This is a genomic window from Pseudomonas sp. RGB (assembly GCF_007713445.1).
GTDB lineage: Bacteria > Pseudomonadota > Gammaproteobacteria > Pseudomonadales > Pseudomonadaceae > Aquipseudomonas.
In genome coordinates this window covers 309,197-331,486 of sequence record NZ_VMSH01000007.1, presented here as the reverse complement: position 1 = coordinate 331,486, position 22,290 = coordinate 309,197, and the positions used below count along the sequence as shown (strand labels likewise).

The following is a 22,290-nucleotide window of genomic DNA, read 5'->3' as shown; positions in this document are numbered from 1 at the left end:
CCGTACGCTATTCGGAGTACGGGCCAGCAGCGTTTATTTCACATACTCGATACCGGTAATCCACCAGCACACCTCGCCGGTCGGGGTTTGCACGATGGCCTCATCGTCGACCTCCTTACGGAGCAACGCCCGGGCCATCGGTGAGTCGATGGAGATGTAGTCCATGCGCTCATAAATCTCGTCATAGCCAACGATACGAAAACGCTTGGTCTCGCCCTGCTCGTTTTCGATATCAACCCAGGCGCCGAAGAATACCTTGCCTTCCTGCTCAGGCATGTATTCCACCACGCGCATATCTTCCAGCCGCTTGCGCAAGTAACGCACCCGCCGGTCAATTTCGCGCAGCAGCTTCTTGTTGTACTGGTAGTCCGCGTTTTCGCTGCGATCCCCCAGAGACGCTGCCCAGGTCACTTTACGCGTGGTGTCCGGACGTTTTTCACGCCACAGATAATCCAGCTCTTTTTTTAGCGCCTCATGACCTTCTTTGGTAATCAGCTTGGTACTCAAACGCTTGCATCCCCAGACAATGTCCAATGGTGCCGAAACGCCACAGCATCATGCCTTGGCGTCGACTGGCAGGGGTGATGATAAATGAACTATGAAAAGTAACCAGATCGGCAAGCACATTGCGTCACTCTAGCCTTCCAGGGTTTGATCCAACTCAAGCAGCACGCCCTGCAAACGTTGTCGCATACCCGACACCTGAGACATCGCCAGCGCCAGCTTCTGGGCCTTCTGGCTGACGTATGCTTGCTGCTCCTGCAGTTGCGTCGCGTGCTGCTCCAACTGACGATCCTTTTCATCCAGTTCGCCCTGTTTTTGTTGCAGCCGGGCCTGCCATTGCTCAAGCACTTTTTCTCGCTCAATCACCGCGTTTTTTTGTTGCGTCAGGTCCTGGGCGACCTTGGCAAGATTGGTCAGCGTACTGTCCAGCTCAGGCATCAATGCATGTTCCATTTCAACGGGGCGCTGCAATGACGCGGGTTCACTCGGTGCCAATTGAGCCGGCTGCGCAACGGGCTCTGCCAGCGCTTCCTTCTGTGCAGTTGCGACGGGAATATCCAACGCCTCAGCAACCACAGGCTCAAGCACCGGCGGCTCGACGGGGGTGGGTAGATTTGAAGTTCTGGCGGGCGGGATCATTTGTGATGAGAAGCGAATGGACGGCACGATCAAGGAAGCACTTTCGATCGCAGGCAAGACAGGCGCAGACATGCCCAGGGTAATCACCTTCATTACCAATGCCTTCTTGATGATCATCGAATGATGATCCTCGGGCCTGGCGGGCGGTAATTTGCAGCCTTTCAAATCAATGAAATGGAATGCAATCGAACTGTCGTTCACTGCGCTGGCTTTAGTGCCGGAGGCTGCCGCGGCCATCAGGATTTGCTTGAAGACTTGCATGGCCACTTGCAGGTCTTCTTTGGACTCGATACTGCCCAGAAAATGCCGGTCGAGTTTTTTACGCAACGCGGCGATATAAACCCTGGAGTTACCCGGCTCAGTCTCTTCATCAAGGCTATAGACGAGAAAGTTGCAGTCGATCTGGGCAACAGCAAATCCGCAGAGCAGAGCACCGTTAACCGGGGCGTCCTGGCCACTGCGTTCAAGAACAAGAGTACGTAGAAGCATCATGATAATCAGGTCTCGTTACAAAAGAGCAAACCTTACATAAACGCCAGATAAAAAATCCGACCGTTAACCATTCTCGAAACAGCGCAATTGTTTCAGTAAGTTATCCGGCTTGACGTAGGAGTTTTCTTATAACTTCGCCCGCGCGTTCCCAAGCGTATTGATTAAACGTAACCTTTTTAAAGTTCATCCATACACAACACGCACGTTCCATACGCTCAGCCAAACTTAATCGGTAAAAACATGCTCGAGATAAGCAGCCTGACTAAGCACTTGGGCAAAAGTAATGTAATCAACAATTTCTCATTGTTTGCTCAGCGCCAGGAGTGTATCGGTCTGTTCGGGGAAGACGGCGCCGGCAAAACAACCTTGCTGAACTTGATCTCCGGTATCGCTAACCCCTCCTCCGGGTCCATCACCGTCCATGGGTTCAACACCCAGACCCATCCACTTCAAGCACGCAAAGTTCTCGGCTATCAACTCCAGGCCGGGCTCAGCCATCAGACGATGTCCGTTAAAGGCTTTCTCAATTTCATTGCCGACGTGCGAGGGTTCAGCGGGGCTGAAAAACGCAGCAGGGTGGATCGAGCGGCCATGCGCCTGGAGTTGTCGCGTGTGCTCAATGTTCCTATCAGTGCGCTTTGCGTAGGTTTGAAGCGCAAGGTAGCCATCGCCCAAGCCATCCTGCATACACCCAGCCTGCTTCTGCTGGATGAACCGAGCGAAGGACTGGCGCCGAATCAACGACTCAAATTCAGAACACTGGTCCAGTCCCTGACCGAAGAAATGGCGGTGATTATCGCCTCGCGTCATTGCGACGAACTGGCCAGCCTTTGCACGCGGGCGCTGGTCATCGCGCGCGGCCAGTTGGTGGCTGACACGCCGCTGTCCGAGTTTCAGCGCAAATCCCGACACTACCGGGCAGTCACCCTGGCCGCAGAAACCCCTCTGGATTTACTCGCACTGGCCGTCTTACCGGGCGTCGCAGGCATAGAAGAAGACCGGCATACACCCGGCACCGTGACCGTTCTGGCCCTGCCCGGGCACAGCATCTATCCCCCTATCAACGCACTGATCGCCAACCGCGGCTGGAACATAACGTCATTGAAACTGGAAACAGGGCGCCTGAACGAAGTCGTTCGCCATTTGAGTCATGAGGTATCTCTGTGAAACTGCTGCCGGTGATTTTCAAGCGTCAACTCGTCAGCTATGCCCGTACGCCAGGCACGTACTTGAGTGTTGCTGCGTTTGTGCTGCTGTGCGCGGCACTGGGGCTGAATACGAGCCCGTGGCTCGAAGAAGGCGGTGCTGACTTACAAGTGTTTTTCCAGCTACACCCTTGGCTCTACCTGCTGCTGATTCCAACCTTGTCAACGCAGCTGTGGTCGGACGAACATCACCCTGGCATGCGCGACATGATGAAAACGCTGCCCATCACGACCGTCGAACGCGTGCTGGGAAAATTTCTGGCCGCATGGGTCGTGTGTGGCATTGCCTTGGCCCTGACCTTTCCTCTGGTGGTTGTCGCCAACTACCTGGGCGCCGCGGACAACGCCGTTATCACGTCACAATTTCTGGCAAGCGGGTTGCTCGCGGGAAGTTATCTATCGGTGGGATGCTTTATCTGCGCGCTGACCCACCGGCGCATCGTTATTTTCCTACTGACGCTCGGCTTGCTGCTTACCGTCAGCATGCTTTCTTCAGCACTGGACTCCCTTGAGCACCAGGCGCCTATTTGGGTAGTAGACAGTTTGATCGCGCTTGACCCGATCTTACGCTTTGGCGCTCTCGACAACGGCAAACTGACACTCCATGACAGCCTGTACTTCGTCAGCGTGATCCTTGCCTTTCTTGCGGCAACAGCAGTCACACTCAATTACAAAGCCCGTTGAGAAGGAAAGCACCGCATGCGATCCGCTATTCGCACGGGTATGACACTTACGGTCATATCATTACTCTTTCTGGCCTTTAATCTGGTCTGGGTAAACAACCTTCCCGACATCCGTTGGGACTTTTCACAACACAAAATCCATACGTTGTCGCCGCAGGCACGGCAACTGCTCGCCTCACTTGAGGCCCCCGTGGATTTGTATTACTTCAACTCACGCCATGACCCGCGAAAAAGCCAGGCGTTGAAACGCTATGGCGAGCGTGTGGAAGACCTGCTTGAAGAGCTCGAAAAAGCCGCCAAGGGCAGGATTAACTTGCACGTTATTGATCCGGCGCCTTATTCAGAAGAGGCCTATAAAGCGGGCCTGTTCGGGCTGGACGACACCCATGGGTTCCTCGGTCTGATAGGCGTGCGTGCAGGCCAGGCCGCACAACGTATCGACGCATTCAGCCTGGATGACGAGCCGGTGCTCGAATATGCAATAAGCCACTTGATCTACACACTGGGGCACCCAGCGCCACCCACTGTTGGCGTGCTGACAGGGCTGGCGTTGAACGAGTCCGCCGGGCAGTTACTGACGAAAATGCGTCAGCACTTCACCCTCGAAAGCCTGGCATCGAACATTCCACAGGTGCCTGAATCGATCGGGACGTTGATGGTCGTCCACCCGCGTGCACTGCCCGAGCGAACCCTGTACGCGATCGAACAGTTTGTACTCAGGGGCGGAAAGTTGATGATCTTTCTCGACCCTTTGAGCGAGAGCGCGGCAGACGCCGCGCCGGCAAACTCCACGTTGGACGGCCTGCTTGCGGCGTGGGGCGTACAGATGCCGGCGGACAAGCTGCTGGTGGATAATCTCTATGCCTCGTCCGCGTCTTCCGGCGCTGGCGAGCCAACCGTCTTCCATCCGGCCAGATTGAGCCTGCCACGCCAGGCGATGACGGCGGACGACGTCAGCGCGTGGAAACTGAATACGATGATTGTCTCGAGCAGTGGCGCACTTTCTCGCCTCAGGAAAAGCCGCACGCTGCTCACCCCGCTGCTGCAAAGCTCTACGCAGTCTGCGCTATTGGACGCTGCGCGCTTTGCATCAGCCAGCGCACTCGACTCACAAATCGATCAACCGTCTGCTGTCGGCCAACGCCAGGTGATTGCGGCTCGCCTTGGCGGCCCCGCCTATTCGGCATTTCCAGACGGTGTCGATGGGCAGCCCGCTGGTTTGCAAAAGGCTGCAGACATTCAGGTGGTGGTGGTCGCCGACACTGATTTACTCATGGACTCTGTCATCAGCTCAGCCGCCAACGGCAACGTTACGTTTGTCTTGAATACCCTGGATAACCTGGCGGCTCCTGATGTTCTAGCGAGCATTCGGCCCCGTGCAATGGCCAGCCAATCACCCAACCCGCTTTCAGACAGGCGCGAAGCCGCTGCACAGGCCTACGCCCAAAAGGCAGGGGAACTTGAACGACGGCTTGAGCGAACCGAGCACGAATGGCAACGCTTGAAACCGCCGGACACCGGCTTCGGCACCCAAGCGGTGAATACCAATACCCAGTTGCAAGCACTGAACAAGGAACGCCTGCGACTGCCCATGGAGTTACAGGCGCTCAAGGTCGAGGCTTACGCATCGGTGCATCAACTGGAGCTAACCCTGAAACTGCTGCTGATCAGCGCCGTACCGCTGCTGTTGTGCTTTATCGCGTGGACAGTGTCGCTTTACAACCGGCGACGTCGATCAGCCGTGACCGCCAACCTGCTTTAAACACTCAACGACGAGCGATCAGTCCCTGGCGGGCAATGCGCGTCAGATGACGGATGACTTCATCGGCATCAGCGGCGCTGGGCGCCTGAATCACTGCAAGGTCGAAACTGTTGGCGGCAAAGCGGGCCAGGGAGTCGCCATCTTCCACAAACTGGATCAGGAACGCCGAAGGTCGCCCGGTGCGACGCGGCCAGCCATCGAGGTAACGCAGCAGCGTAGGCTGGTGCTTGCCACCCAGGAGGATTTTCGGATTGCGTTGCGTCAGGTCCGCGGTGATCGGGGCCAGGCGTATGAGGGGGCGAAGTGCATTCATCGTGTCGTGTCTCTGCCTCAAAAGTCTGCGGGCAGGTGAGAGGCAACACCGAACCAGCGCTTTAGCGGTATTTCGAAGCCTGCCTCTCGATGAGTGCGTGCTTCTGTCGGGCTGTATCGAGCCCAGTGGCGCCCCGCAATTAGCTGTTTAAATCGGCGCATGAGCAGCATCCTAGAGAAGCCGGTGGGGCAGTGTCAAGAATCCCGAGCAACGAAAAAGCCCGCACAGGGCGGGCTTTTTCCGGGTTTTATCTGAGTATCAGCGGGCGATGGCGCGGTCGGCAGACAATTTGCCCGCCCCTTCCAGCAGTACCGCCAAAGAGCCGCCGAGCAAGGCGAGGGCAAATTCATAACCGTTGTTGGCCATGAACAGCCCGTTATGAATATGCACCGAGAAGATTGCCACCAGCGACAGGAAGGTCAGGCCCAAGGCCGCCGGGCGCGCCAGCAAACCGATGATCAACGCCAGGCCGGCGAAGAATTCCGTGCCGCCCGACAACACCGCCATCAAGGTGCCCGGAGTCAGCCCAAGGCTTTCCATATACTGCGCAGTGCCCGCCAGGCCGTAGCCACCAAACCAGCCAAAGAGTTTTTGCGAACCATGGGCAGCGAAGATGATGCCGACAAAAATTCGCAGGATGGTCAGGCCATAACCAGCGCGGGTAGACAGGATACGGTTGATCAGTGGGCTCATGGTGCTAATCCTTTTCCAAGTAGGGGATGGGTTGGCCGCTATATTAATCGGATAAGGCAATGATAAAAGCGCAAAAATCGCTTAATAATCATCTATAAATCCGATTATTTACGCGAGGCAAGTTTTGGCGTTGACGGTTCCAGAGACTCCCGCTCCCGATCAAACGCCAAGTAGTACTTGTTCACGCTATTAACATAGCTGACGCCAGCCATGCCCACTTGCTCCATGGCAATACGCTCGACCTGGAAGAACCATTGGTTGGGGTTCAGACCGCGGCGCCGAGCCTCGGCCCGCATGCCTTGCACCCGCTCCGGCCCCATGTTGTAAGCCGCCAGCACGAAGGCCATACGCTCGCGCTCGTTAAGCTTGGGGCTGGCGAAGAACTTGCGACGGATCATCGCCAGATACCGGGCGCCCGCTTGCACATTACTGTCCAGACTCTCGATATTGTTGACGCCCACTCGCTGCGCCGCCGAAGGCGTGATCTGCATCAGCCCGGTCGGGCCGCCACTGTTGCGCGCGCCGGGGTCCAGCGCCGACTCCTTGAACGCCAGCGCCGCCAGGTTCAACCAGTCCATGCCCTGCTCTCGCGCATGCTTTTGCAGCACCGGGCGCAGTTTCTCCAGGCGCTGACGGTCGGCGCGAGCCAGTGGATTGCGCACTTGATAAAGGCGTCGGTAGATACGCTGGAATGCCACGTCCTGGTCGGCCGGGGTTCGGTAGGTCTTGAGGAAACGGTCAATACTGGCCCGCAGCATTGAGGCATCCTGGCGCACAAACCAGTACTCATCGCCCGGCTCGCTGATTGCCACTTGCCGATCAAAGCGCAGCTTGGGCAGGATTTTCGACCAGCGTTCGGCAATGGGTTTCTCGACGATGGTGAGGTGGAAGATCCCGGCCTGGACCATCTCCAATACATCTTCCACCGCCAAGGTCGGATCGACCCATTCCACCTTCACCGGCGGTCGCTTGTGCAGGGCCAGTTGCTGGTTGACCTGATTGATCGCATCCGCCGCTGCACTGCCGGTAGTCAGGGCCAGTGTGCGCCCGGATAACTGCTCCAACTTGGTAAAGCGTCGCTCGCCCTTCACGCCAACCAGCCACAACGGTACATCACTGGCAATCGGGTCGCTGGTGCTGATCTTGTGCGCAGCCTTCACATCAAGCAATTCACCGGGAGCCACCAGGTCGCCTTCACCACGGGCCAACGCGCCGAGCAGTTGGTCCTTGGCTTTCGGGATAATTTTGAGAGTGATTTCTTCGCCGTCACGGGCGTGGCCGTTCAGGTATTGCTCGAAGGCGCGCAGGCGATGGTACTCAACACCGATGGCCTGGCCCTGAACCTCACCGGAACTGTTACGGCTCTGGTTGACCAGCACACGCAGCGTGCGACTGGAGCGAATCTGCGCCAGGTCGCGTACCTTGCCGGGCTTGGTCACTTCCAGCGGCCCATCCAGACGTGCGACCGCCGCCATGGGCAGCAGTAACGTCAGGCACAACACAAGCAACGCCGAGGGTCGGATCATCCGCTCTCCGGAAAGAATACTGGCCAGCACCCTGCGAAAGGCGAAGGGCTGGAGGTCAGAAACAGAGCGCTTTATGCGCTGGCAAGGCGCGCAACGGTGGCATGGAGGAAGGCGTACGACCGACCACAATGTCACTTGCGACGTTCAAAGACAGCTATAACTTGTTGTAGTTCTTCGTTTTTCTTATAAATCTACAGCTCTGATATGCTTTCCGGCCGCAGGCGGAGATAGCACCATGCAACTCATTGATATCGGCGTCAACCTGACCAACCCCAGTTTCGACGAGAGGCACCAGGCCGTTCTCGACCGTGCCTATGCCGCCGGCGTGCAGCAATTGGTGCTCACCGGCACCAGTGTCGAAGGCAGCGAGCAGGCTTTGGAGCTTTGCATAAAACTCGATGACAGCGGCCAGCGCCTGTTCAGCACCGCCGGCATTCATCCCCACTCCGCCAGCGATTGGAACGGCGACAGCGCGCGGCAATTGCGGGGTTTGATCAGCGAAAGCCGCGTGCGTGCAGTGGGCGAATGCGGGTTGGATTTCAACCGCGATTTTTCCCCGCGCCCACAACAGGAAAAAGTCCTCGAAGAACACCTGGCACTGGCCGTCGAGCTGAAACTGCCAGTGTTTCTCCACGAGCGCGACGCCAACCAGCGCTTGCTGGAGATCCTCAAGGATTACCGCGACCACCTGAGCGCCGCCGTGGTGCATTGCTTCACCGGCGAACAATCGGCGCTGTTCAGCTACCTCGACCTCGACTTGCATATCGGCATCACCGGCTGGATCTGCGACGAGCGCCGTGGGACGCACCTGCACCCGCTGGTCAGGGAAATCCCACGTGGCCGTCTGATGCTGGAAAGCGACGCGCCCTACCTGCTGCCGCGCACGCTGCGGCCCAAGCCGAAAAACGGCCGCAATGAACCGGCCTACTTGCCGGAAGTACTGCGCGAAGTCGCCCTGCACCGCAACGAAACCCTGGAAGACTTGGCTGCACACAGCACCGCCTGTTCGCGCGCGTTTTTTGGTTTGCCTCAAGTGGATTAATGCGGCGCATTGACCCATGTCAAAACCGGCTTCCTGAGTAGCGGCACAATAATGGCACCTTGCCAATGCTGTTTCCGCTATCAGAGAAAACCTTCCATGGGTGCCTGGCTTAGCAATATCTCGCTGAAATACAAATTCTGGGCCGTCAACGCGGTCGCCTTCATCACCACCTTGTTGCTCGTGCTCTACGCCGTGCAACTCGAGCAACAGGCGCGCAGCGATGCCTCCCAGGCTTCGGCACAGGCGCAGGCGCGGTTGCTGAGTGCCTGGCCCGCCGACAAGCCATTGCCCAAGGGCGAGCATTGGCTGACGTTTACCCGTGGACAAGTCCCACAGCTGGCCGATCAGGATCTGTCAGCCCTGGGCAACGCCAGCGGTTGGGTCGAGCTCAATCACATGCCGTTGTTCGGTGAAAACCCGCTGATCGGTGCCAACGTGATCGCGCGTGCCGACGGCCAGCAGGTCGCCGTGCTGGCCTACGGACGCAGCCTGAGCCAAGTGTTCGGCGAACGCTTCGCCAACTACGCGGTGGCGGTGTTGATCCTGATGCTGGCGATGCTCGGTGCCTCGCAACTGCTGATCCGCTTTTTGCTCAGCCAACTCAACACCCTCAAGGATGTGATGCTGCACGTCGAGAAAACCGGCGACCTTTCGGCCCGCGTACCCCTGGCCTGCAAGGACGAAGTCGGCCAGATGGCCAGCGCCTTCAACGCCATGCAAGCCGGCTACCAGCGGGTGGTCAGCACCGTGGCACACACCGCGCAGCAATTGGACGATGGCGCCGCGCGCCTGGCCAGCAGCATGAACGAGGTGCAACACGGCATGCTCGGCCAGCAAAGCGAAACCGATCAGGCCGCTACCGCGATCAATGAGATGACCGCCACCGTCTACCACATCGCCCAGCACGCCGGCGCCACTCGCGACCTGTCCCAAACCGCCGACACCCTCGCCGGCAGCGGCCAGGAAGTGGTCAGCCGGGTACAGCGTTCGATTGCCGGGCTTTCCACCGGCGTGCAACAGACTGCCGAGATGATTCAGAAGCTCGCCGAGGACAGCCAGAAAATCAACGGCGTGGTCGGCGTGATCCACAGCATCGCCGAACAGACCAACCTGCTCGCCCTCAACGCCGCCATCGAAGCCGCCCGCGCCGGCGAAATGGGCCGTGGTTTCGCCGTGGTCGCCGACGAAGTGCGCAACCTGGCCAAACGCGTGCAAAGCTCCACCGACGAAATCACCCACATGGTCTCGGCGCTGCAGGCCGGCACCCGCGACGCGGTGGACTTCATGCAGGAAAGCTCGTTCAAGGCCGACGACTGCGTACAGCAAGCCCAGGAAGCCGGCGCGGCTCTCGCCGAAATCACCGGCGCCGTGGCGCAGATGCGCGAAAGCAACACCCAGATCGCCGTGGCGGCCGAACAGCAAAGCCATGTCGCCGAAGAGATGAACCGCGCCGTGGTGAGCATTCGTGATGTGACCGAAAACACGGTGCAGCAGACCGTGGATTCAGCGACCACCAGCAATGAGCTGGCGACGTTGGCCGGGGAATTGAGCAAGGCGATTGGGCAGTTGAAGTTGTAAACCAAACAAGGTTGGCTATAGCCCCCATAGCCAGCCTTGATTCGCCGCCCCGCCCGCCCGCGATCTAAACTTTGTTCAAGTTGTTTCAACGGACAGAGGATTCATCATCATGGGCAAACGTCACCCCAACTTTCCCGCCTGGCAATGGCGCACTCACCCACAAACCCATCAGCACCCGACCAACCTGGGGCTGCAGTTAATTGCGGTGCCGCTGCTGATCATCGGTTTTCTGCTGATGGCATCCGGCGTGTTCAGCCTGAGCCTGGCCAGTTTTGCCGTCGGCGTGATCGGCGTGTTGGCAGGCGTGGCGCTTCAGCGCCACGGTCGCAAACTGGAAGCGCAAGGCAGCCAGCGGTTCTGAGGTTCAGGCGAAGACCACCACGGTCTGGCGGCTGATGGCGATCAACTCGCCGGCCGGGCTCCAGAGCGCGGCCGCGGCATGGCCGTAGCCGTCGCGGGCGTGTTCGATGTTGACGTAGTACTGGCACCAGTCGAGAGTGGTCAGGTCTTGCAGCGGCTGGATAAATTCAATGGTCCAGGTCAGCGTGCTGCCCGGCGCCGGTTGGGTCAGGTGCGGAAGCAAGGCCGGGGGCCAGGCATCGACCAATGCGAGGATATGCGCCTCGGTCAGCGGCTCTTCCTTGACGTCCCCGCGCAGGCGCACCCAACCGCCCATGTCGCGCGATTTATTGCCGGTGAACGGCAACCCACCGACGCTCCAGCGCATCGCCAAGTGGCGCATGAACTCGGGTGTCACGCCCTTGATGTAGGGCAGCTCCTGGCATTCATCCCAGTGTTTGAACCTAGGCGGCGCCTCGCTTGCGACTTCAATCACTGACTCACGCGGCGCGCCAAAGCTGGCCTGCACCAGCGTCGCTACTTCACCGTTTTGCACCACGCGGCCAAGCAACTGGCTGACGGCCTTGCCTTCGCGCAACACTTCGACTTGATAACTGGCCGGCACATCCGGCGCAACGGGGCCGACAAAGGTGATGGCCAAAGATCGCAGGGGTCGATCTGCCGGCACTTGGGCGCGCAGGGCTTCGTACTGCAACGCGGCAACCAGGCCACCAAAGGTCGCGCGGCCCTGAGCCCATTCGGCGGGGATGGTCACGTCCAACGGGTTGTTACGGGCTGCGTCGAGCAAATCACTAAAGCGCATGGCGACCTCACATCAAGAAAACCGATGAGGGATCTTAACCATCGAGCCGGTGAGGTACAGCGCCCATTCCGGCCAAAAACCGGACCGGCCTAGAAACAATCCGCGCTGAGTTTGTCCAGCACCCGATCCGCCTGGCCTTCTGCCTTGCTCATGGTGCGATGCCAGACCGGCACGCACGGTTGCAAATCCGCTTGGTGCCCGGCCTGCGCCAGCCATTGCCAGCAGTCGTGCCAATCGCCCAGAGCGCCCTGGGCTTGTTTGAGGCGCGACATGGCTTTGGCAGGCAGTTTGTCCAGTTCGGGGTAGGCCTCGGCGGCGTAGCGCACACGCTTGATCAGCAACCGCAGGCGATGGCGATCATGGGTTGGGTCTTTGAGGGCATCACCGAGTTTGTGCCATTGCTTGCCCAAGCGCTTCTCGATGCGCGGGCGTAGGCCCTTGAGCAGTTTCTGATGCTGCGAAGCCCGGATAAAGCGTGGGAACGCATCGAGAATTTGCAACAGGTGCGCCACTTCCGGGCTCTGCGCCACCTGGCGATAGGCGTCGGGTTGCAGGCGCAGGCGCCGTTCAGCGGCCTGGTGATAGCCGTGCTGATGCAGATACGCCGCCAGGACCTCACGGTCGCGTAGCGGCGTAGTCATTTGGCCGACTGTGCTGGCGGCCAATTCGAGTTGTTCGACTCCCGGCAACCCGCGCAACGGGCGCAACAAACTGCGCAGGCGCCGCACGGTGGTGCGCAGGTCATGCAGGGCTTCATCGTCGGTGACCGCGGCGAGGCGAGCCTGGCAGCTCAGTAACCCTACTTCCAGGCCAATGACCTGAGCGACTAACTGATCGACCAAAGCTGACATGCCTTCCTCCCTTGACGATGAGAATCCTGTTTGACGCTAGAAATTAACGTCCGGCGCGCGACTCACGAATATAGAACCGCGCCTTTTCGGCCTTGTTGGAGCAGCCTTCAAACGCTTCGAATTGCTGCTGGGTCTTGGCGCCAGTCAACAAGGACAATGCCTTGGAGTAGCTCACGGTGCCGGCAAAACCTTCAGCCTTGGCCAGGTCCAGCTCGTGCCACGCGGCATCCAGTTGCGTGCCACAGCTGTCGCGGTATGCGGTTTTCCCGGCACAGCCGGCCAGGGCCAACACAATCACAGGCACACACATCCAGGCTTTCATCGATGACACCTCAAATAAAGAAAAACAGTCGTAGGGTGTAGACGTTGCCTACAAGGAAAAGTGCCTTGTTCGCAGCCTGAAATCAGAGCGCCTATCGTCAGAGCATACCCGAGCACTGCGCTGATCCTGGAAAAATATTACAGCCCCCGGCGAAGATTGAAGCTTGCCCCTCAATGGGTGCATTGTGGGCACCTGCTTTGTGAAGGACATGGACCATGAAGAAACGTGTTGCCTTGGTGCTGGGCTCCGGTGGAGCCCGCGGTTATGCCCATATCGGCGTGATCGAGGAGATCGAACGGCGCGGCTACGACATTGCCTGTATCGCCGGTTGCTCCATGGGCGCCGTGGTGGGTGGGATCTATGCAGCCGGCAAGCTTGACGAGTACCGCAACTGGATCGAAAGCCTCGACTACCTCGATGTACTGCGCCTGGTCGACGTAAGCTTCCGCCTGGGTGCGATTCGTGGCGAAAAAGTCTTCGGCCAGATCCGCAAGATCGTCGGCGAGATCAACATCGAAGAACTGCGCATTCCCTACACCGCCGTAGCGACCGACCTGACCAACCAGCAGGAAATCTGGTTTCAGGAAGGTTGCCTGCACCAGGCCATGCGCGCCTCCGCGGCGATTCCAAGCCTGTTCACACCCGTGATGCAGGGCAACCGTATGCTGGTGGACGGCGGCCTGCTCAACCCACTGCCGATCGTGCCGGTGGTGTCGAGCCACTGCGACTTGATCATCGCGGTCAACCTCAACGCCACCAACCAAAAACATTACCAACTGCCCGTGATCCAGCGTCCGCCGGCGTTCAAGAGTCGCTTCAACAGCTTGGCCAAGTCGTTGGGTTCACACCTGCCGTTTCGCCGCAAACAAGCTGAACAGTTAATGAAGCTTGAGCAGGAGGCTTTGCACGCTCAGACAGCTGAGATCAACCCATGGCTGGAATCGGCCGAACCAGAATCCCAGCAACCCGCGGCGGCGCCGGAGGAAGCCGGGGCGCCAAAGTCGGCGACCGGTTCGTTCATCATCGACAACGTCGGCCCGGCGTCCCTGCTGGACCTGATCAACCAGAGTTTCGAGGTGATGCAGACATCGCTGGCGCAGTACAAGATCGCCGGTTACCCGCCGGATGTGCTGATCAACGTGCCAAAGCGGGTGTGCCGGTTTTTCGAGTTTTACAAAGCGCCGGAGTTGATCGCTTTGGGACGGGAAATTGCCAGGGATACGTTGGACAAGTATGAGAGTGAGCAGGGCTGAAATGTGTGCTGTGGCTGATGGCGCTATCGCGGGCAAGCCCGCTCCCACATTCTGATCTGTGAACACATTCAATGGTGGGAGCTGGCTTGCCTGCGATGAGGCCTGCACGGGCGCCGCCAAACTCAGGCATTCAACAACCGATACCCAACCCCCGCCTCGGTCACGATAAACCGTGGCTGAGTCGGGTCATCCGCCAACTTCTGCCGCAAATGCCCCACCACAATGCGCAGGTAGTGACTGTCTTCAGTGTGGGTCGGCCCCCAGATATCCTTGAGCAGTTGTTGTTGGGTGATTACCCGCCCCGGATGCCGCGCCAGTTGCGCCAGTACCGCGTACTCCTTGCGGGTCAGCGCCACTTCGGCACCGTCCAGCAGCACGCGGCGATAGGCCAGGTCCACCGTCAGCGGGCCAAAACTCAAGGCCGCTTCCTGAGCCTCCCCCGCCGGGGCCTGGCGCAGTAATGCGCGCACGCGGGCGAGAAATTCCTGGATGCCAAAAGGCTTGGTCACGTAATCATTCGCGCCGCCATCCAGGGCCTCGACCTTCTGCACTTCACTGGCGCGCACCGACAGCACCAGCACCGGCACCGTCGACCACTCGCGAAACTCGCGCAGCACTTGTTGGCCGTCCATGTCGGGCAGGCCGAGGTCGAGCACCAGCAAATCCGGTTTGCTCAATGCCGCTTGGGCCAGGCCCTCGTTACCGGTGCCGGCCTCGATCACCTTGTAGCCCTGGGAGGCCAGGCTGATGCGCAGGAATTTGCGAATCTGCGGTTCGTCATCAATGACTAAAATCGTCGCGGTCTGGCTCATGGTGTCCAATCAAAATCCGTGGAAAAAAGAGGGTAGCTCAAGCCTCGCGTTCCAGGCCAGGCTGAGTCGGCAACGGCAGGAACAAGGTGATGCACGTGCCCCGCCCTTCAATGCCCTCGGCGACGCTGATACGCCCACCGTGTGCGCCAACCATGCCCTGGCAAATCGCCAGGCCCAGGCCCGTGCCCTGCCCGCCGCGATCACCGCGGGCGGCGGTGTAGAACATATCGAAAATCTTCGCGCGCTCGTCTTCGGGAATCCCCGGCCCTTCATCGGCCACCGCAAAAAACAATTGGTCATCCGCCACGCCCGCGCTCACCTCCAAACGGCCTTGGGCGGGTGAGAAACGTGCGGCGTTTTCCAGCACGTTGACCAGCGCCTGTTCGATCAAGGCGGCGTGCACATACAGCAACGGCAACTCGGCCGGCACGTCAGTCTTGACCTGCAGCGGCGCCAGCACCGCGCGCAAACGGCCTAGGGCGCTGCCGACGATATCGCCGGGCGAAACCCAATCACGCGCCAGTTTCAGCGCACCGTGGCCCAGGCGCGTCATGTCCAGCAAGTTCTGGATATAGCGGTCCAGGCGCTCGGCTTCATCGCGGGTGCCCTCGAGCAATTCGCGGCGATCCTCCAGAGGAATCGCCTCGCCGAGCGCCAACAGGCTGTCGATGCTGCCGCGCATGGACGTCAACGGCGTACGCAAGTCGTGGGACACAGAGGCCAGCAAGGCGCTGCGCAGTTGCTCGGTTTCGCCATGCAAGCGCGCGGATTCAAGTTCCTGCGCCAATTGCGCCCGAGCCAAGGCCTGGGCCAGCGGCTGGCTCAATGCGGTGAGCAGGCGACGACGCTGCCCGCTCAGCTCCAGGCCCGGTTTGGGGCTCACGCCAAGCAAACCCAGCGGCCCCTCCTCGCCCGACAGCGGCCACCACCACCAGCGCCCGAACGGCAACGTGCCGGTGCCCATGCCGGCCGGTTGATCGTGCTGCCAGGCCCAATCGGCGGCGGCGCGTTCGGCTTCTGTGAGGTTCAGCGGTGAACCGGTCTCGACCTGCCAATCGCCATGCGCGTCCCGATTGACCAGGCAAAGCTCCAGATCGCTCCAGCCTTCCAGATGATGGGCCGCCGCACTGATCACCGCCTGGCGATCGGTGGCGGCGGTGAGTTTGCGCGACAGATCGAGCAGTTCGCTGGTCTCTTCCTGAGTATCGCGCAAGGCCTGCAGCTGCCGACGCTGACGCGCGGCCAGGTTGCCGGTCAACGCCGCCATCAGCAGAAAGAACAGCAGCGTCAACACGTCCTCTTCACGCTGGATGGCGAAGGAGAAATTCGGCGGAATAAACAGAAAATCGTAGGTCAGAAACGACAGCGCCGCACACACCAGCGACGGCCCCAGGCTGCTGCGCACGCCCACCAGCAATACCGCCGCGAGAAACACCAGCGAGATATTCGGCAGCGGCAACACGCTGGCCACCGCCCAGGCCAGCGCCGCCGCCACGATCGTCGCGACGACTGCCAGGCCATAATCGAACCACACCAACCCGCGCACATCCGGCAGTCGCGGCGGTGCGGGCACGTCGTCGCTGTCGAGGACGTTGATTTCCAGACCGCGCGCATTGCGCAGCAAGCGCGCCGCCAGCCCACCGCCGAACAACCGACGCCGCCAACGCATGCGCGACTGCCCGACCAGCAGCAGGCTCGCGCGGCGTTCGGCGGCATGCTGGATCAGCGTCTTCGCCACCTCGCCCGCCCGCAGCAACACCACTTCGCCGCCAAGGCGCTCGGCCAGTTGCTGGGCGTTTTGCAGGCGCAGGCGCGCTTGCTCATCGCGCGCACGGCCGTTGTCGATATGCACCAGGCTCCAGGGCAAATGTCGGCGTTGAGCGACGCGGCTGGCGTGACGCACCAGGCGTTCGGCCTGCGCATCGCCATCCACGCCCACCAACAAGCGGCCGCGCACCGCCGGCGCAGCCTGGCCCAGTTGCCGATAGCCCTGGGCCAGGTCGTCATCGACGTGGGCGGCGGCGGTCTGCATCGCCAGTTCGCGCAGGGCCATCAGGTTGGTCTGGGTGAAAAACGCGTCGATGGCCGCACGGGCCTGCTCCGGCACGTACACCTTGCCGTCGCGCAGACGCTCCAGCAGCTCGCGCGATGGCAGGTCGATCAGCAGCAACTCGTCCGCCTCTTGCAGCACCCAGTCCGGCAGGGTTTCGCGCACTTGCACGCCGGTGATCCCGCGCACTTGATCGTTGAGGCTTTCCAGGTGCTGGACGTTGACCGTGGTGAACACATTGATGCCGGCGGCGAGCAGTTCCTGAATGTCCTGCCAGCGTTTTTCATGCCGGCTGCCGGGGGCGTTGCTGTGGGCCAGTTCGTCGACCAGCACCAGCTTGGGCTTGGCGGCGAGCAGGCCGTCCAGGTCCATTTCTTCGAGCATCACGCCGCGGTATTCGGTGCGCACCAACGGTTGCTGCGGCAAGCCGCTGAGCAAGGCCTCGGTCTCGGCGCGGCCGTGGGTTTCGACCACCCCGGCGATCAGCCGCACGCCCTGGCGCAGCTGGGTGTGGGCGGCCTGGAGCATGGCGTAGGTCTTGCCCACGCCCGGCGCGGCGCCGAGAAAGACTTTGAGCCGGCCACGGCCGTCCCGGGGCAGATCGGCTAACAGGGCGTCGGCGCGGCCGGAGTCGCTCATGCGTTGCGGTTCCTTCAGGTGTTTATTTGGAGTCCTTCAGGCCGCCATCGCGGGCAAGCCCGCTACCACAGTTGGAGTGCATTCCCCTGTGGGAGCCGGGCTTGCGCGCGATGGCGGCACCACGACTTACAACTTTTCCAGCGCCATGTTCAGCGCCAACACGTTCACCACCGGCGGCCCCACCAGCGGGCTTTCGATGTGCTCATCCAGCAAGCGCTGCAGGGTTGCCACCGGCACATTTCGTGCGGCTGCCACCCGCGCCAGTTGATAGGCAATCGCCGGTGGAGGCAAGTGTGGATCAAGACCGCTGCCAGAGGTAGTCAGCGAGGCCAACGGCACCGGCCCCTGGCCTGGCACCAGTTGTTTATTGGCATCATCGAAGACGCGCGTGGCCAACGCCGGGTTGCTTGGGCCCAGGTTACTCGCGCTGCTGGAAACCGTCGCAAATGCGCCGGCCGACGGGCGCGGATGGAACCACTGATCGCCGGTAAAATCCTGGGCGATCAGGCTGGAACCGCGCACTTTGCCGTCGGCATCGCGCACCAGACTGCCGTTGGCCTGGTCAGGAAAAGCGACTTGCGCGACACCGGTCACCACCAATGGGTAGGCGACGCCGGTGATCAGGGTCATGAGTACCAGCAGGCTCAAGGCCGGGCGGATCATGGTGGACATTTCAGATTCCTCACGTGAGTCATTGCAACCTGTGGGCGCCGACGTGGCGCCCCCAGGAATCGGGTCAAACCAGGTGCAGCGCGGTCAGCAGCATGTCGATCGCCTTGATGCCCACGAACGGCACCACAATCCCGCCCAGCCCATAGATCAGCAGGTTGCGACGCAGCAACGCCGCCGCGCTCGCCGCCTGCACGCGCACACCGCGCAGCGCCAGCGGGATCAGCACCACAATGATCAACGCGTTAAACACAATGGCCGAGAGAATCGCGCTCTGCGGGCTCTGCAAATGCATCACGTTGAGCACGCCCAATTGCGGGTAGATCGAGGCGAACAGCGCCGGCAGGATTGCGAAGTACTTGGCCACGTCGTTGGCGATGGAAAACGTGGTCAGCGCGCCGCGGGTCACCAGCAATTCCTTGCCGATCTGCACCACGTCCAGCAGCTTGGTCGGGTCGCTGTCGAGGTCGACCATGTTGGCCGCTTCGCGAGCCGCCTGGGTACCGTCGTTCATCGCCATGCCGACGTCGGCCTGGGCCAGTGCCGGGGCGTCGTTGGCACCGTCGCCACACATGGCAACCAGACGACCGTCGTTCTGTTCGTGGCGAATGCGCGCGAGTTTTTTCTCCGGCGTGGCTTCGGCCAGCACATCGTCCACGCCGGCTTCGGCAGCAATCGCCGCAGCGGTCAGCGGGTTATCGCCCGTCACCATCACGGTGCGAATTCCCAGTTTGCGCAGCTCGGCAAACCGTTCGCGGATGCCAGGCTTGACCACGTCCTTGAGGTGGATCGCACCGAGCAATTTGCCGTCGGCGCACACCAGCAAGGGTGTGCCGCCGCTTTGGGCGATCTTGTCGATTTCCCGCGACAGTGCCGGTTGCAGGTCGCGGCGTTGTTGGCCGATAAACGCCAGCAGCGAATCCACCGCGCCCTTGCGGAACACACGGCCTTCGTAGTCGACACCGGACAAACGCGTTTCCGCACTGAAGGGCACCGAGGTCAGTTGGTCCAGGGTCGGCTCAGCCTGCGGGTGCAAGGTGCGCAGGTATTCGACGATGGATTTGCCCTCTGCGGTGTCGTCTGCCAGCGATGCGAGCAGCGCACCCTCGGCCAAATCCCGACCACTGACGCCAGGCGCGGCGATCACCGCCGCGCAGCGACGGTTACCAAAGGTGATGGTGCCGGTTTTATCCAGCAGCAACACATGCACGTCACCCGCCGCTTCCACCGCGCGCCCGGATTTGGCGATCACATTGAGGCGCACCAGACGGTCCATGCCGGCGATACCGATGGCCGACAACAAGCCGCCGATGGTCGTAGGAATCAGCGTCACCAACAGTGCGACCAGGAACACGAGCGGCAAGCTGCCATTGGCGAAGTGCGCGAACGGCTGCAGGGTGACCACCACCAGCAGGAAGATCAGGGTCAGGCCGATCAGCAGGATATCCAGCGCGACTTCGTTGGGGGTTTTCTGGCGTTTGGCGCCTTCCACCAGGGCGATCATGCGGTCCAGCGTGGACTCGCCCGGGTTGACGGTGATGCGGATCAGCAACCAGTCCGACACCAGCCGCGTGTTGCCGGTGACGGCCGAACGGTCGCCGCCGGACTCACGGATCACCGGTGCGGATTCGCCGGTGATCGCCGCTTCGTTGACTGCCGCGATGCCTTCGATGACCTCGCCGTCACCGGGGATCATTTCTCCGGCGGCGACGCGCACGACGTCGCCTTTGCGCAGGCTGGTGGCCGGCACGACCTTGAAGCTGCCGTCAGCCTCCTTGCGGCGTGCGCTGAGGCCTTCACTGCCAGCCTTGAGACTGTCGGCGCGGGCCTTGCCGCGACCTTCGGCCAAGGCCTCGGCGAAGTTGGCGAACAGCACGGTGAACCACAGCCACACGGCGATCTGCACGGCGACGAACGTCGGCACGTTGGTATCGGGCACAAAGCACAACACGGTGGTGAGGATGGCGGTCAGTTCGACCACCAGCATCACCGGCGAACGTTGCAGCTGGCGCGGGTCCAGCTTGACGAACGCCTGGATCAGCGCCGGGCGCCACAGGGCGGAGATGGCGGTTTTGACGGGTTCCTGAGTGGTCACAGGGGCCGCGTTTTTTGCAGGCATATTCATTTTCATATCCCCTCTTAGAAGCCCATGCTCAGGTGTTCAGCGATTGGGCCCAGTGCCAGTGTCGGCAGGAAAGTCAGGCCGCCCACCAGCAAAATGGTCACGGTCAACAGGGTCACGAACAGCGGGCCATGCGTGGGGAAGCTGTTCTGGCCAATCGGAGCGGTCTTTTTCATTGCCAGGCTGCCAGCCAGAGCCAGTACCGGGAGGATGTAGCCGAAGCGGCCGATCAACATACCCAGGCCCAACATCAGGTTGTGGAACGCGGTGTTGCCACTGAAGCCGCCGAACGCCGAACCGTTGTTGGCACTGGCCGAGGTGTAGGCGTACAACAACTGGCTGAAACCGTGCGGCCCAGGGTTGCTGATAGCACCTGCCGGGCCTGGCAGGCTGGCGGCAATGGCGCCCAGTACCAGCGTGCCCACCGGCATCACCAGCAAGGTCACCACCAGCAATTGCACTTCCTTGGCCTGAAGCTTCTTGCCGAGGTATTCCGGGGTGCGGCCGATCATCAAGCCGGCGAGGAACACCGCGATCAACACGTTGAGCAACATGCCGTACATACCGGCACCGACGCCGCCGAAGATCACTTCACCGACCATCATGTTGACCAGCGCCACCATGCCGCTCAGCGGGTTGAGGCTGTCGTGCATGCCGTTGACCGAACCGTTGGACGCCGCCGTGGTGGTGACCGACCACAACACCGTGCCGGTGGTGCCGAAGCGCGCTTCTTTGCCTTCCAGCGGTGCGGTTTGCTCAACGGCCGGGTTGTTCAGGGTCGGGTTGGGTTGGTACTCGGCCCACAGCGACGTCGCGCCGCCGATCAGGAACAGCGCCAGCATGCAGCCGAGAATCGCGCGGCTCTGACGCAGGTCTTTCACGTAGTGACCGAAGGTGAACACCAACGCCACCGGGATCAGGATGATTGCCGACAGCTCGAACAGGTTGGCCCAGGCCGTCGGGTCCTCAAACGGGTGCGCCGAGTTGACGCCAAAGAAGCCGCCGCCATTGGTGCCCAGTTGCTTGATCGCAATCTGGCTGGCTGCCGGGCCGAGTGGGATCACCTGGTCCACGCCCTGCATCGTCACGGCATTCACGTAGTGCGCGAAGGTTTGCGGCACGCCCTGCCACACCAGGAACAGCGCGAATACCAGGCACAACGGCAACAAGCCGTAGAGGGTAGCGCGGGTCATGTCGACCCAGAAATTGCCCAGGGTCTTGGTGGACTTACGCCCGATACCACGGCACAGCGCGACCAGCACAGCCAGGCCGGTGGCGGCGCTGACGAAGTTCTGCACGGTGAGGCCGATCATCTGGCTGAGGTAGCTCAGGGAGGCTTCACCGCTGTAGTTCTGCCAATTGGTGTTGGTCATGAAACTGACCGCGGTGTTGAAGGCCAGCGTCCATTCCTGACCTGGCAATTTCTGCGGGTTGAGTGGCAGATATTCCTGGAACAACAGCACAGCGAACAGCAACACGAAACCGGCCAGATTGAACGCCAATAGCGCCAGCGTGTACTTCTGCCAGCTCTGTTCCTGGTGTTCGTCCACGCCAGACAGGCGATAACACGCGCGCTCAACCGGGCCGAGCACCGGCGTGAGCCAGGTGCGCTGGCCTTCCATCACCTTGTAATAGAACCTTCCCAGGAACGGTGCCGGCACCAGCACCACGGCAAAGAAGGCGATGATCAGCCAATAGTCATAACTGTGCATAGCCTGCTCCTAGTTCCGATCCGCGCGTAACAGCGCAACCAGCAGATAAATGAACAGCGCCACGGCCAATAGCAGTGACACCCCGTCCAGAACGCTCATGGAAGTCTCTCCGTTTTGCGGCGATTGCCGCGTGTGAGGCAATTGTCCGCAGGAGTGGCGTAAAGGAACGAGAGCGACGCTGGGGGCCGGGCGTAAAGACGGCGTAAAGAGTGGATTTATGCGGGGTTTACAGAGGTCGGTGGTGGCTGTTGGGGCCTCATC

Annotated in this window: 20 protein-coding genes and 1 pseudogene; 7 read left to right on the top strand and 14 right to left on the bottom strand. The window is 60.8% G+C overall.

Going from position 1 to position 22,290, the window contains the following annotated elements; all coding sequences use genetic code 11:
* Nucleotides 1–33: 33 nt before the first annotated feature.
* Nucleotides 34–507 carry a transcription elongation factor GreB gene (gene greB / locus FPT15_RS17650; protein ID WP_083360479.1) on the bottom strand — a complete coding sequence of 158 codons (474 nt, stop codon included), beginning with the start codon at nt 505–507 and terminating at the stop codon, nt 34–36.
* 129 nt (nt 508–636) lie between these two features.
* A complete protein-coding gene (locus FPT15_RS17645) occupies nt 637–1,635 on the bottom strand; it encodes a hypothetical protein (protein WP_145163213.1) in 999 nt (332 codons plus the stop codon).
* Between the two features lie 240 nt (nt 1,636–1,875).
* Between FPT15_RS17645 and FPT15_RS17640 the strand changes: the two genes are divergently transcribed.
* Genes FPT15_RS17640 through FPT15_RS17630 form a run of 3 tightly spaced genes read left to right on the top strand, consistent with a single transcriptional unit; the run spans nt 1,876 to nt 5,285 of the window.
* On the top strand, nt 1,876–2,802 hold the full coding sequence (locus tag FPT15_RS17640) for an ABC transporter ATP-binding protein (protein WP_145163211.1): 927 nt from the start codon (nt 1,876–1,878) through the stop codon (nt 2,800–2,802).
* Nucleotides 2,799–3,524, top strand: coding sequence for an ABC transporter permease (locus FPT15_RS17635; RefSeq protein WP_145163210.1), 726 nt, complete (start codon nt 2,799–2,801; stop codon nt 3,522–3,524). The genes FPT15_RS17640 and FPT15_RS17635 overlap by 4 nt, the downstream gene beginning before the upstream one ends.
* 15 nt (nt 3,525–3,539) lie before the next feature.
* Nucleotides 3,540–5,285 (top strand): Gldg family protein, encoded by a 1,746-nt coding sequence (locus FPT15_RS17630; RefSeq protein ID WP_145163208.1) that lies wholly within the window; start codon nt 3,540–3,542, stop codon nt 5,283–5,285.
* Between the two features lie 4 nt (nt 5,286–5,289).
* Here FPT15_RS17630 and FPT15_RS17625 read toward each other — a convergent pair whose 3' ends face one another.
* The 3 genes from FPT15_RS17625 to FPT15_RS17615 all read right to left on the bottom strand — a co-directional run bounded on the left by FPT15_RS17625 (nt 5,290) and on the right by FPT15_RS17615 (nt 7,817).
* The gene (locus tag FPT15_RS17625) at nt 5,290–5,598 is read right to left on the bottom strand and encodes a class I SAM-dependent methyltransferase (RefSeq protein WP_145163206.1); all 309 of its coding nucleotides are present in this window, start codon (nt 5,596–5,598) and stop codon (nt 5,290–5,292) included.
* A 258-nt stretch (nt 5,599–5,856) separates the two neighbouring features.
* Nucleotides 5,857–6,291: a DoxX family protein gene (locus tag FPT15_RS17620; RefSeq protein ID WP_145163204.1), complete on the bottom strand. Its 435-nt coding sequence runs from the start codon at nt 6,289–6,291 to the stop codon at nt 5,857–5,859.
* Between the two features lie 104 nt (nt 6,292–6,395).
* Complete coding sequence (locus tag FPT15_RS17615) at nt 6,396–7,817, bottom strand: transglycosylase SLT domain-containing protein (protein WP_145163202.1); 1,422 nt, start codon at nt 7,815–7,817, stop codon at nt 6,396–6,398.
* A gap of 235 nt (nt 7,818–8,052) precedes the next feature.
* Here FPT15_RS17615 and FPT15_RS17610 point away from each other — a divergent pair, with 235 nt between their 5' ends.
* The 3 genes and pseudogenes from FPT15_RS17610 to FPT15_RS17600 all read left to right on the top strand — a co-directional run.
* Nucleotides 8,053–8,859 carry a TatD family hydrolase gene (locus FPT15_RS17610; protein ID WP_145163200.1) on the top strand — a complete coding sequence of 269 codons (807 nt, stop codon included), beginning with the start codon at nt 8,053–8,055 and terminating at the stop codon, nt 8,857–8,859.
* 96 nt (nt 8,860–8,955) lie between these two features.
* On the top strand, nt 8,956–10,437 hold the full coding sequence (locus tag FPT15_RS17605; protein WP_145163198.1) for a methyl-accepting chemotaxis protein: 1,482 nt from the start codon (nt 8,956–8,958) through the stop codon (nt 10,435–10,437).
* A 109-nt stretch (nt 10,438–10,546) separates the two neighbouring features.
* A pseudogene (locus FPT15_RS17600) lies at nt 10,547–10,795 on the top strand (terminase); the annotation flags it as partial.
* A gap of 6 nt (nt 10,796–10,801) precedes the next feature.
* Here FPT15_RS17600 and FPT15_RS17595 read toward each other — a convergent pair.
* From FPT15_RS17595 to FPT15_RS17585, 3 genes are all read right to left on the bottom strand, one after another.
* Nucleotides 10,802–11,599: an acyl-CoA thioesterase II gene (locus FPT15_RS17595; RefSeq protein ID WP_145163196.1), complete on the bottom strand. Its 798-nt coding sequence runs from the start codon at nt 11,597–11,599 to the stop codon at nt 10,802–10,804.
* 89 nt (nt 11,600–11,688) lie between these two features.
* A complete protein-coding gene (locus FPT15_RS17590; RefSeq protein ID WP_145163194.1) occupies nt 11,689–12,450 on the bottom strand; it encodes a CHAD domain-containing protein in 762 nt (253 codons plus the stop codon).
* 43 nt (nt 12,451–12,493) lie between these two features.
* Nucleotides 12,494–12,772, bottom strand: a complete 279-nt coding sequence (locus FPT15_RS17585) for a hypothetical protein (protein WP_010176194.1) — start codon at nt 12,770–12,772, stop codon at nt 12,494–12,496.
* A 215-nt stretch (nt 12,773–12,987) separates the two neighbouring features.
* Between FPT15_RS17585 and FPT15_RS17580 the strand changes: the two genes are divergently transcribed.
* Nucleotides 12,988–14,025: a patatin-like phospholipase family protein gene (locus FPT15_RS17580; protein ID WP_145163192.1), complete on the top strand. Its 1,038-nt coding sequence runs from the start codon at nt 12,988–12,990 to the stop codon at nt 14,023–14,025.
* 122 nt (nt 14,026–14,147) lie between these two features.
* On the opposite strand, the gene FPT15_RS17575 is transcribed toward FPT15_RS17580, so the two are convergent.
* The 6 genes from FPT15_RS17575 to kdpF form a co-directional block, all read right to left on the bottom strand.
* Entirely contained in the window at nt 14,148–14,837 is a 690-nt protein-coding gene (locus FPT15_RS17575) for a response regulator (RefSeq protein ID WP_106576848.1), read from the bottom strand.
* Nucleotides 14,838–14,874: 37 nt separating this feature from the next.
* Nucleotides 14,875–17,526 (bottom strand): sensor histidine kinase KdpD, encoded by a 2,652-nt coding sequence (locus FPT15_RS17570; protein ID WP_145163190.1) that lies wholly within the window; start codon nt 17,524–17,526, stop codon nt 14,875–14,877.
* 126 nt (nt 17,527–17,652) lie between these two features.
* The gene (gene kdpC / locus FPT15_RS17565) at nt 17,653–18,198 is read right to left on the bottom strand and encodes a potassium-transporting ATPase subunit KdpC (RefSeq protein WP_106576850.1); all 546 of its coding nucleotides are present in this window, start codon (nt 18,196–18,198) and stop codon (nt 17,653–17,655) included.
* A 64-nt stretch (nt 18,199–18,262) separates the two neighbouring features.
* Nucleotides 18,263–20,320 carry a potassium-transporting ATPase subunit KdpB gene (gene kdpB, locus FPT15_RS17560; RefSeq protein WP_372241480.1) on the bottom strand — a complete coding sequence of 686 codons (2,058 nt, stop codon included), beginning with the start codon at nt 20,318–20,320 and terminating at the stop codon, nt 18,263–18,265.
* 14 nt (nt 20,321–20,334) lie between these two features.
* Nucleotides 20,335–22,029 carry a potassium-transporting ATPase subunit KdpA gene (kdpA, locus tag FPT15_RS17555; RefSeq protein WP_145163185.1) on the bottom strand — a complete coding sequence of 565 codons (1,695 nt, stop codon included), beginning with the start codon at nt 22,027–22,029 and terminating at the stop codon, nt 20,335–20,337.
* 9 nt (nt 22,030–22,038) lie between these two features.
* Nucleotides 22,039–22,128 (bottom strand): K(+)-transporting ATPase subunit F, encoded by a 90-nt coding sequence (gene kdpF, locus FPT15_RS17550; RefSeq protein ID WP_003218754.1) that lies wholly within the window; start codon nt 22,126–22,128, stop codon nt 22,039–22,041.
* Between the last annotated feature and the right edge of the window lie 162 nt (nt 22,129–22,290).

Excerpts from the sequence above, each read along its gene's own strand:
- FPT15_RS17645 (WP_145163213.1), bottom strand. The coding sequence starts at position 1,635 with ATGATGCTTCTACGTACTCTTGTTCTTGAACGCAGTGGCCAGGACGCC.
- FPT15_RS17640 (WP_145163211.1), top strand. The coding sequence starts at position 1,876 with ATGCTCGAGATAAGCAGCCTGACTAAGCACTTGGGCAAAAGTAATGTA.
- FPT15_RS17630 (WP_145163208.1), top strand. The coding sequence starts at position 3,540 with ATGCGATCCGCTATTCGCACGGGTATGACACTTACGGTCATATCATTA.
- FPT15_RS17625 (WP_145163206.1), bottom strand. The coding sequence starts at position 5,598 with ATGAATGCACTTCGCCCCCTCATACGCCTGGCCCCGATCACCGCGGAC.
- FPT15_RS17620 (WP_145163204.1), bottom strand. The coding sequence starts at position 6,291 with ATGAGCCCACTGATCAACCGTATCCTGTCTACCCGCGCTGGTTATGGC.
- FPT15_RS17615 (WP_145163202.1), bottom strand. The coding sequence starts at position 7,817 with ATGATCCGACCCTCGGCGTTGCTTGTGTTGTGCCTGACGTTACTGCTG.
- FPT15_RS17610 (WP_145163200.1), top strand. The coding sequence starts at position 8,053 with ATGCAACTCATTGATATCGGCGTCAACCTGACCAACCCCAGTTTCGAC.
- FPT15_RS17605 (WP_145163198.1), top strand. The coding sequence starts at position 8,956 with ATGGGTGCCTGGCTTAGCAATATCTCGCTGAAATACAAATTCTGGGCC.
- FPT15_RS17595 (WP_145163196.1), bottom strand. The coding sequence starts at position 11,599 with ATGCGCTTTAGTGATTTGCTCGACGCAGCCCGTAACAACCCGTTGGAC.
- FPT15_RS17590 (WP_145163194.1), bottom strand. The coding sequence starts at position 12,450 with ATGTCAGCTTTGGTCGATCAGTTAGTCGCTCAGGTCATTGGCCTGGAA.
- FPT15_RS17585 (WP_010176194.1), bottom strand. The coding sequence starts at position 12,772 with ATGAAAGCCTGGATGTGTGTGCCTGTGATTGTGTTGGCCCTGGCCGGC.
- FPT15_RS17580 (WP_145163192.1), top strand. The coding sequence starts at position 12,988 with ATGAAGAAACGTGTTGCCTTGGTGCTGGGCTCCGGTGGAGCCCGCGGT.
- FPT15_RS17575 (WP_106576848.1), bottom strand. The coding sequence starts at position 14,837 with ATGAGCCAGACCGCGACGATTTTAGTCATTGATGACGAACCGCAGATT.
- FPT15_RS17570 (WP_145163190.1), bottom strand. The coding sequence starts at position 17,526 with ATGAGCGACTCCGGCCGCGCCGACGCCCTGTTAGCCGATCTGCCCCGG.
- kdpC (WP_106576850.1), bottom strand. The coding sequence starts at position 18,198 with ATGTCCACCATGATCCGCCCGGCCTTGAGCCTGCTGGTACTCATGACC.
- kdpB (WP_372241480.1), bottom strand. The coding sequence starts at position 20,320 with ATGAATATGCCTGCAAAAAACGCGGCCCCTGTGACCACTCAGGAACCC.
- kdpA (WP_145163185.1), bottom strand. The coding sequence starts at position 22,029 with ATGCACAGTTATGACTATTGGCTGATCATCGCCTTCTTTGCCGTGGTG.
- kdpF (WP_003218754.1), bottom strand. The coding sequence starts at position 22,128 with ATGAGCGTTCTGGACGGGGTGTCACTGCTATTGGCCGTGGCGCTGTTC.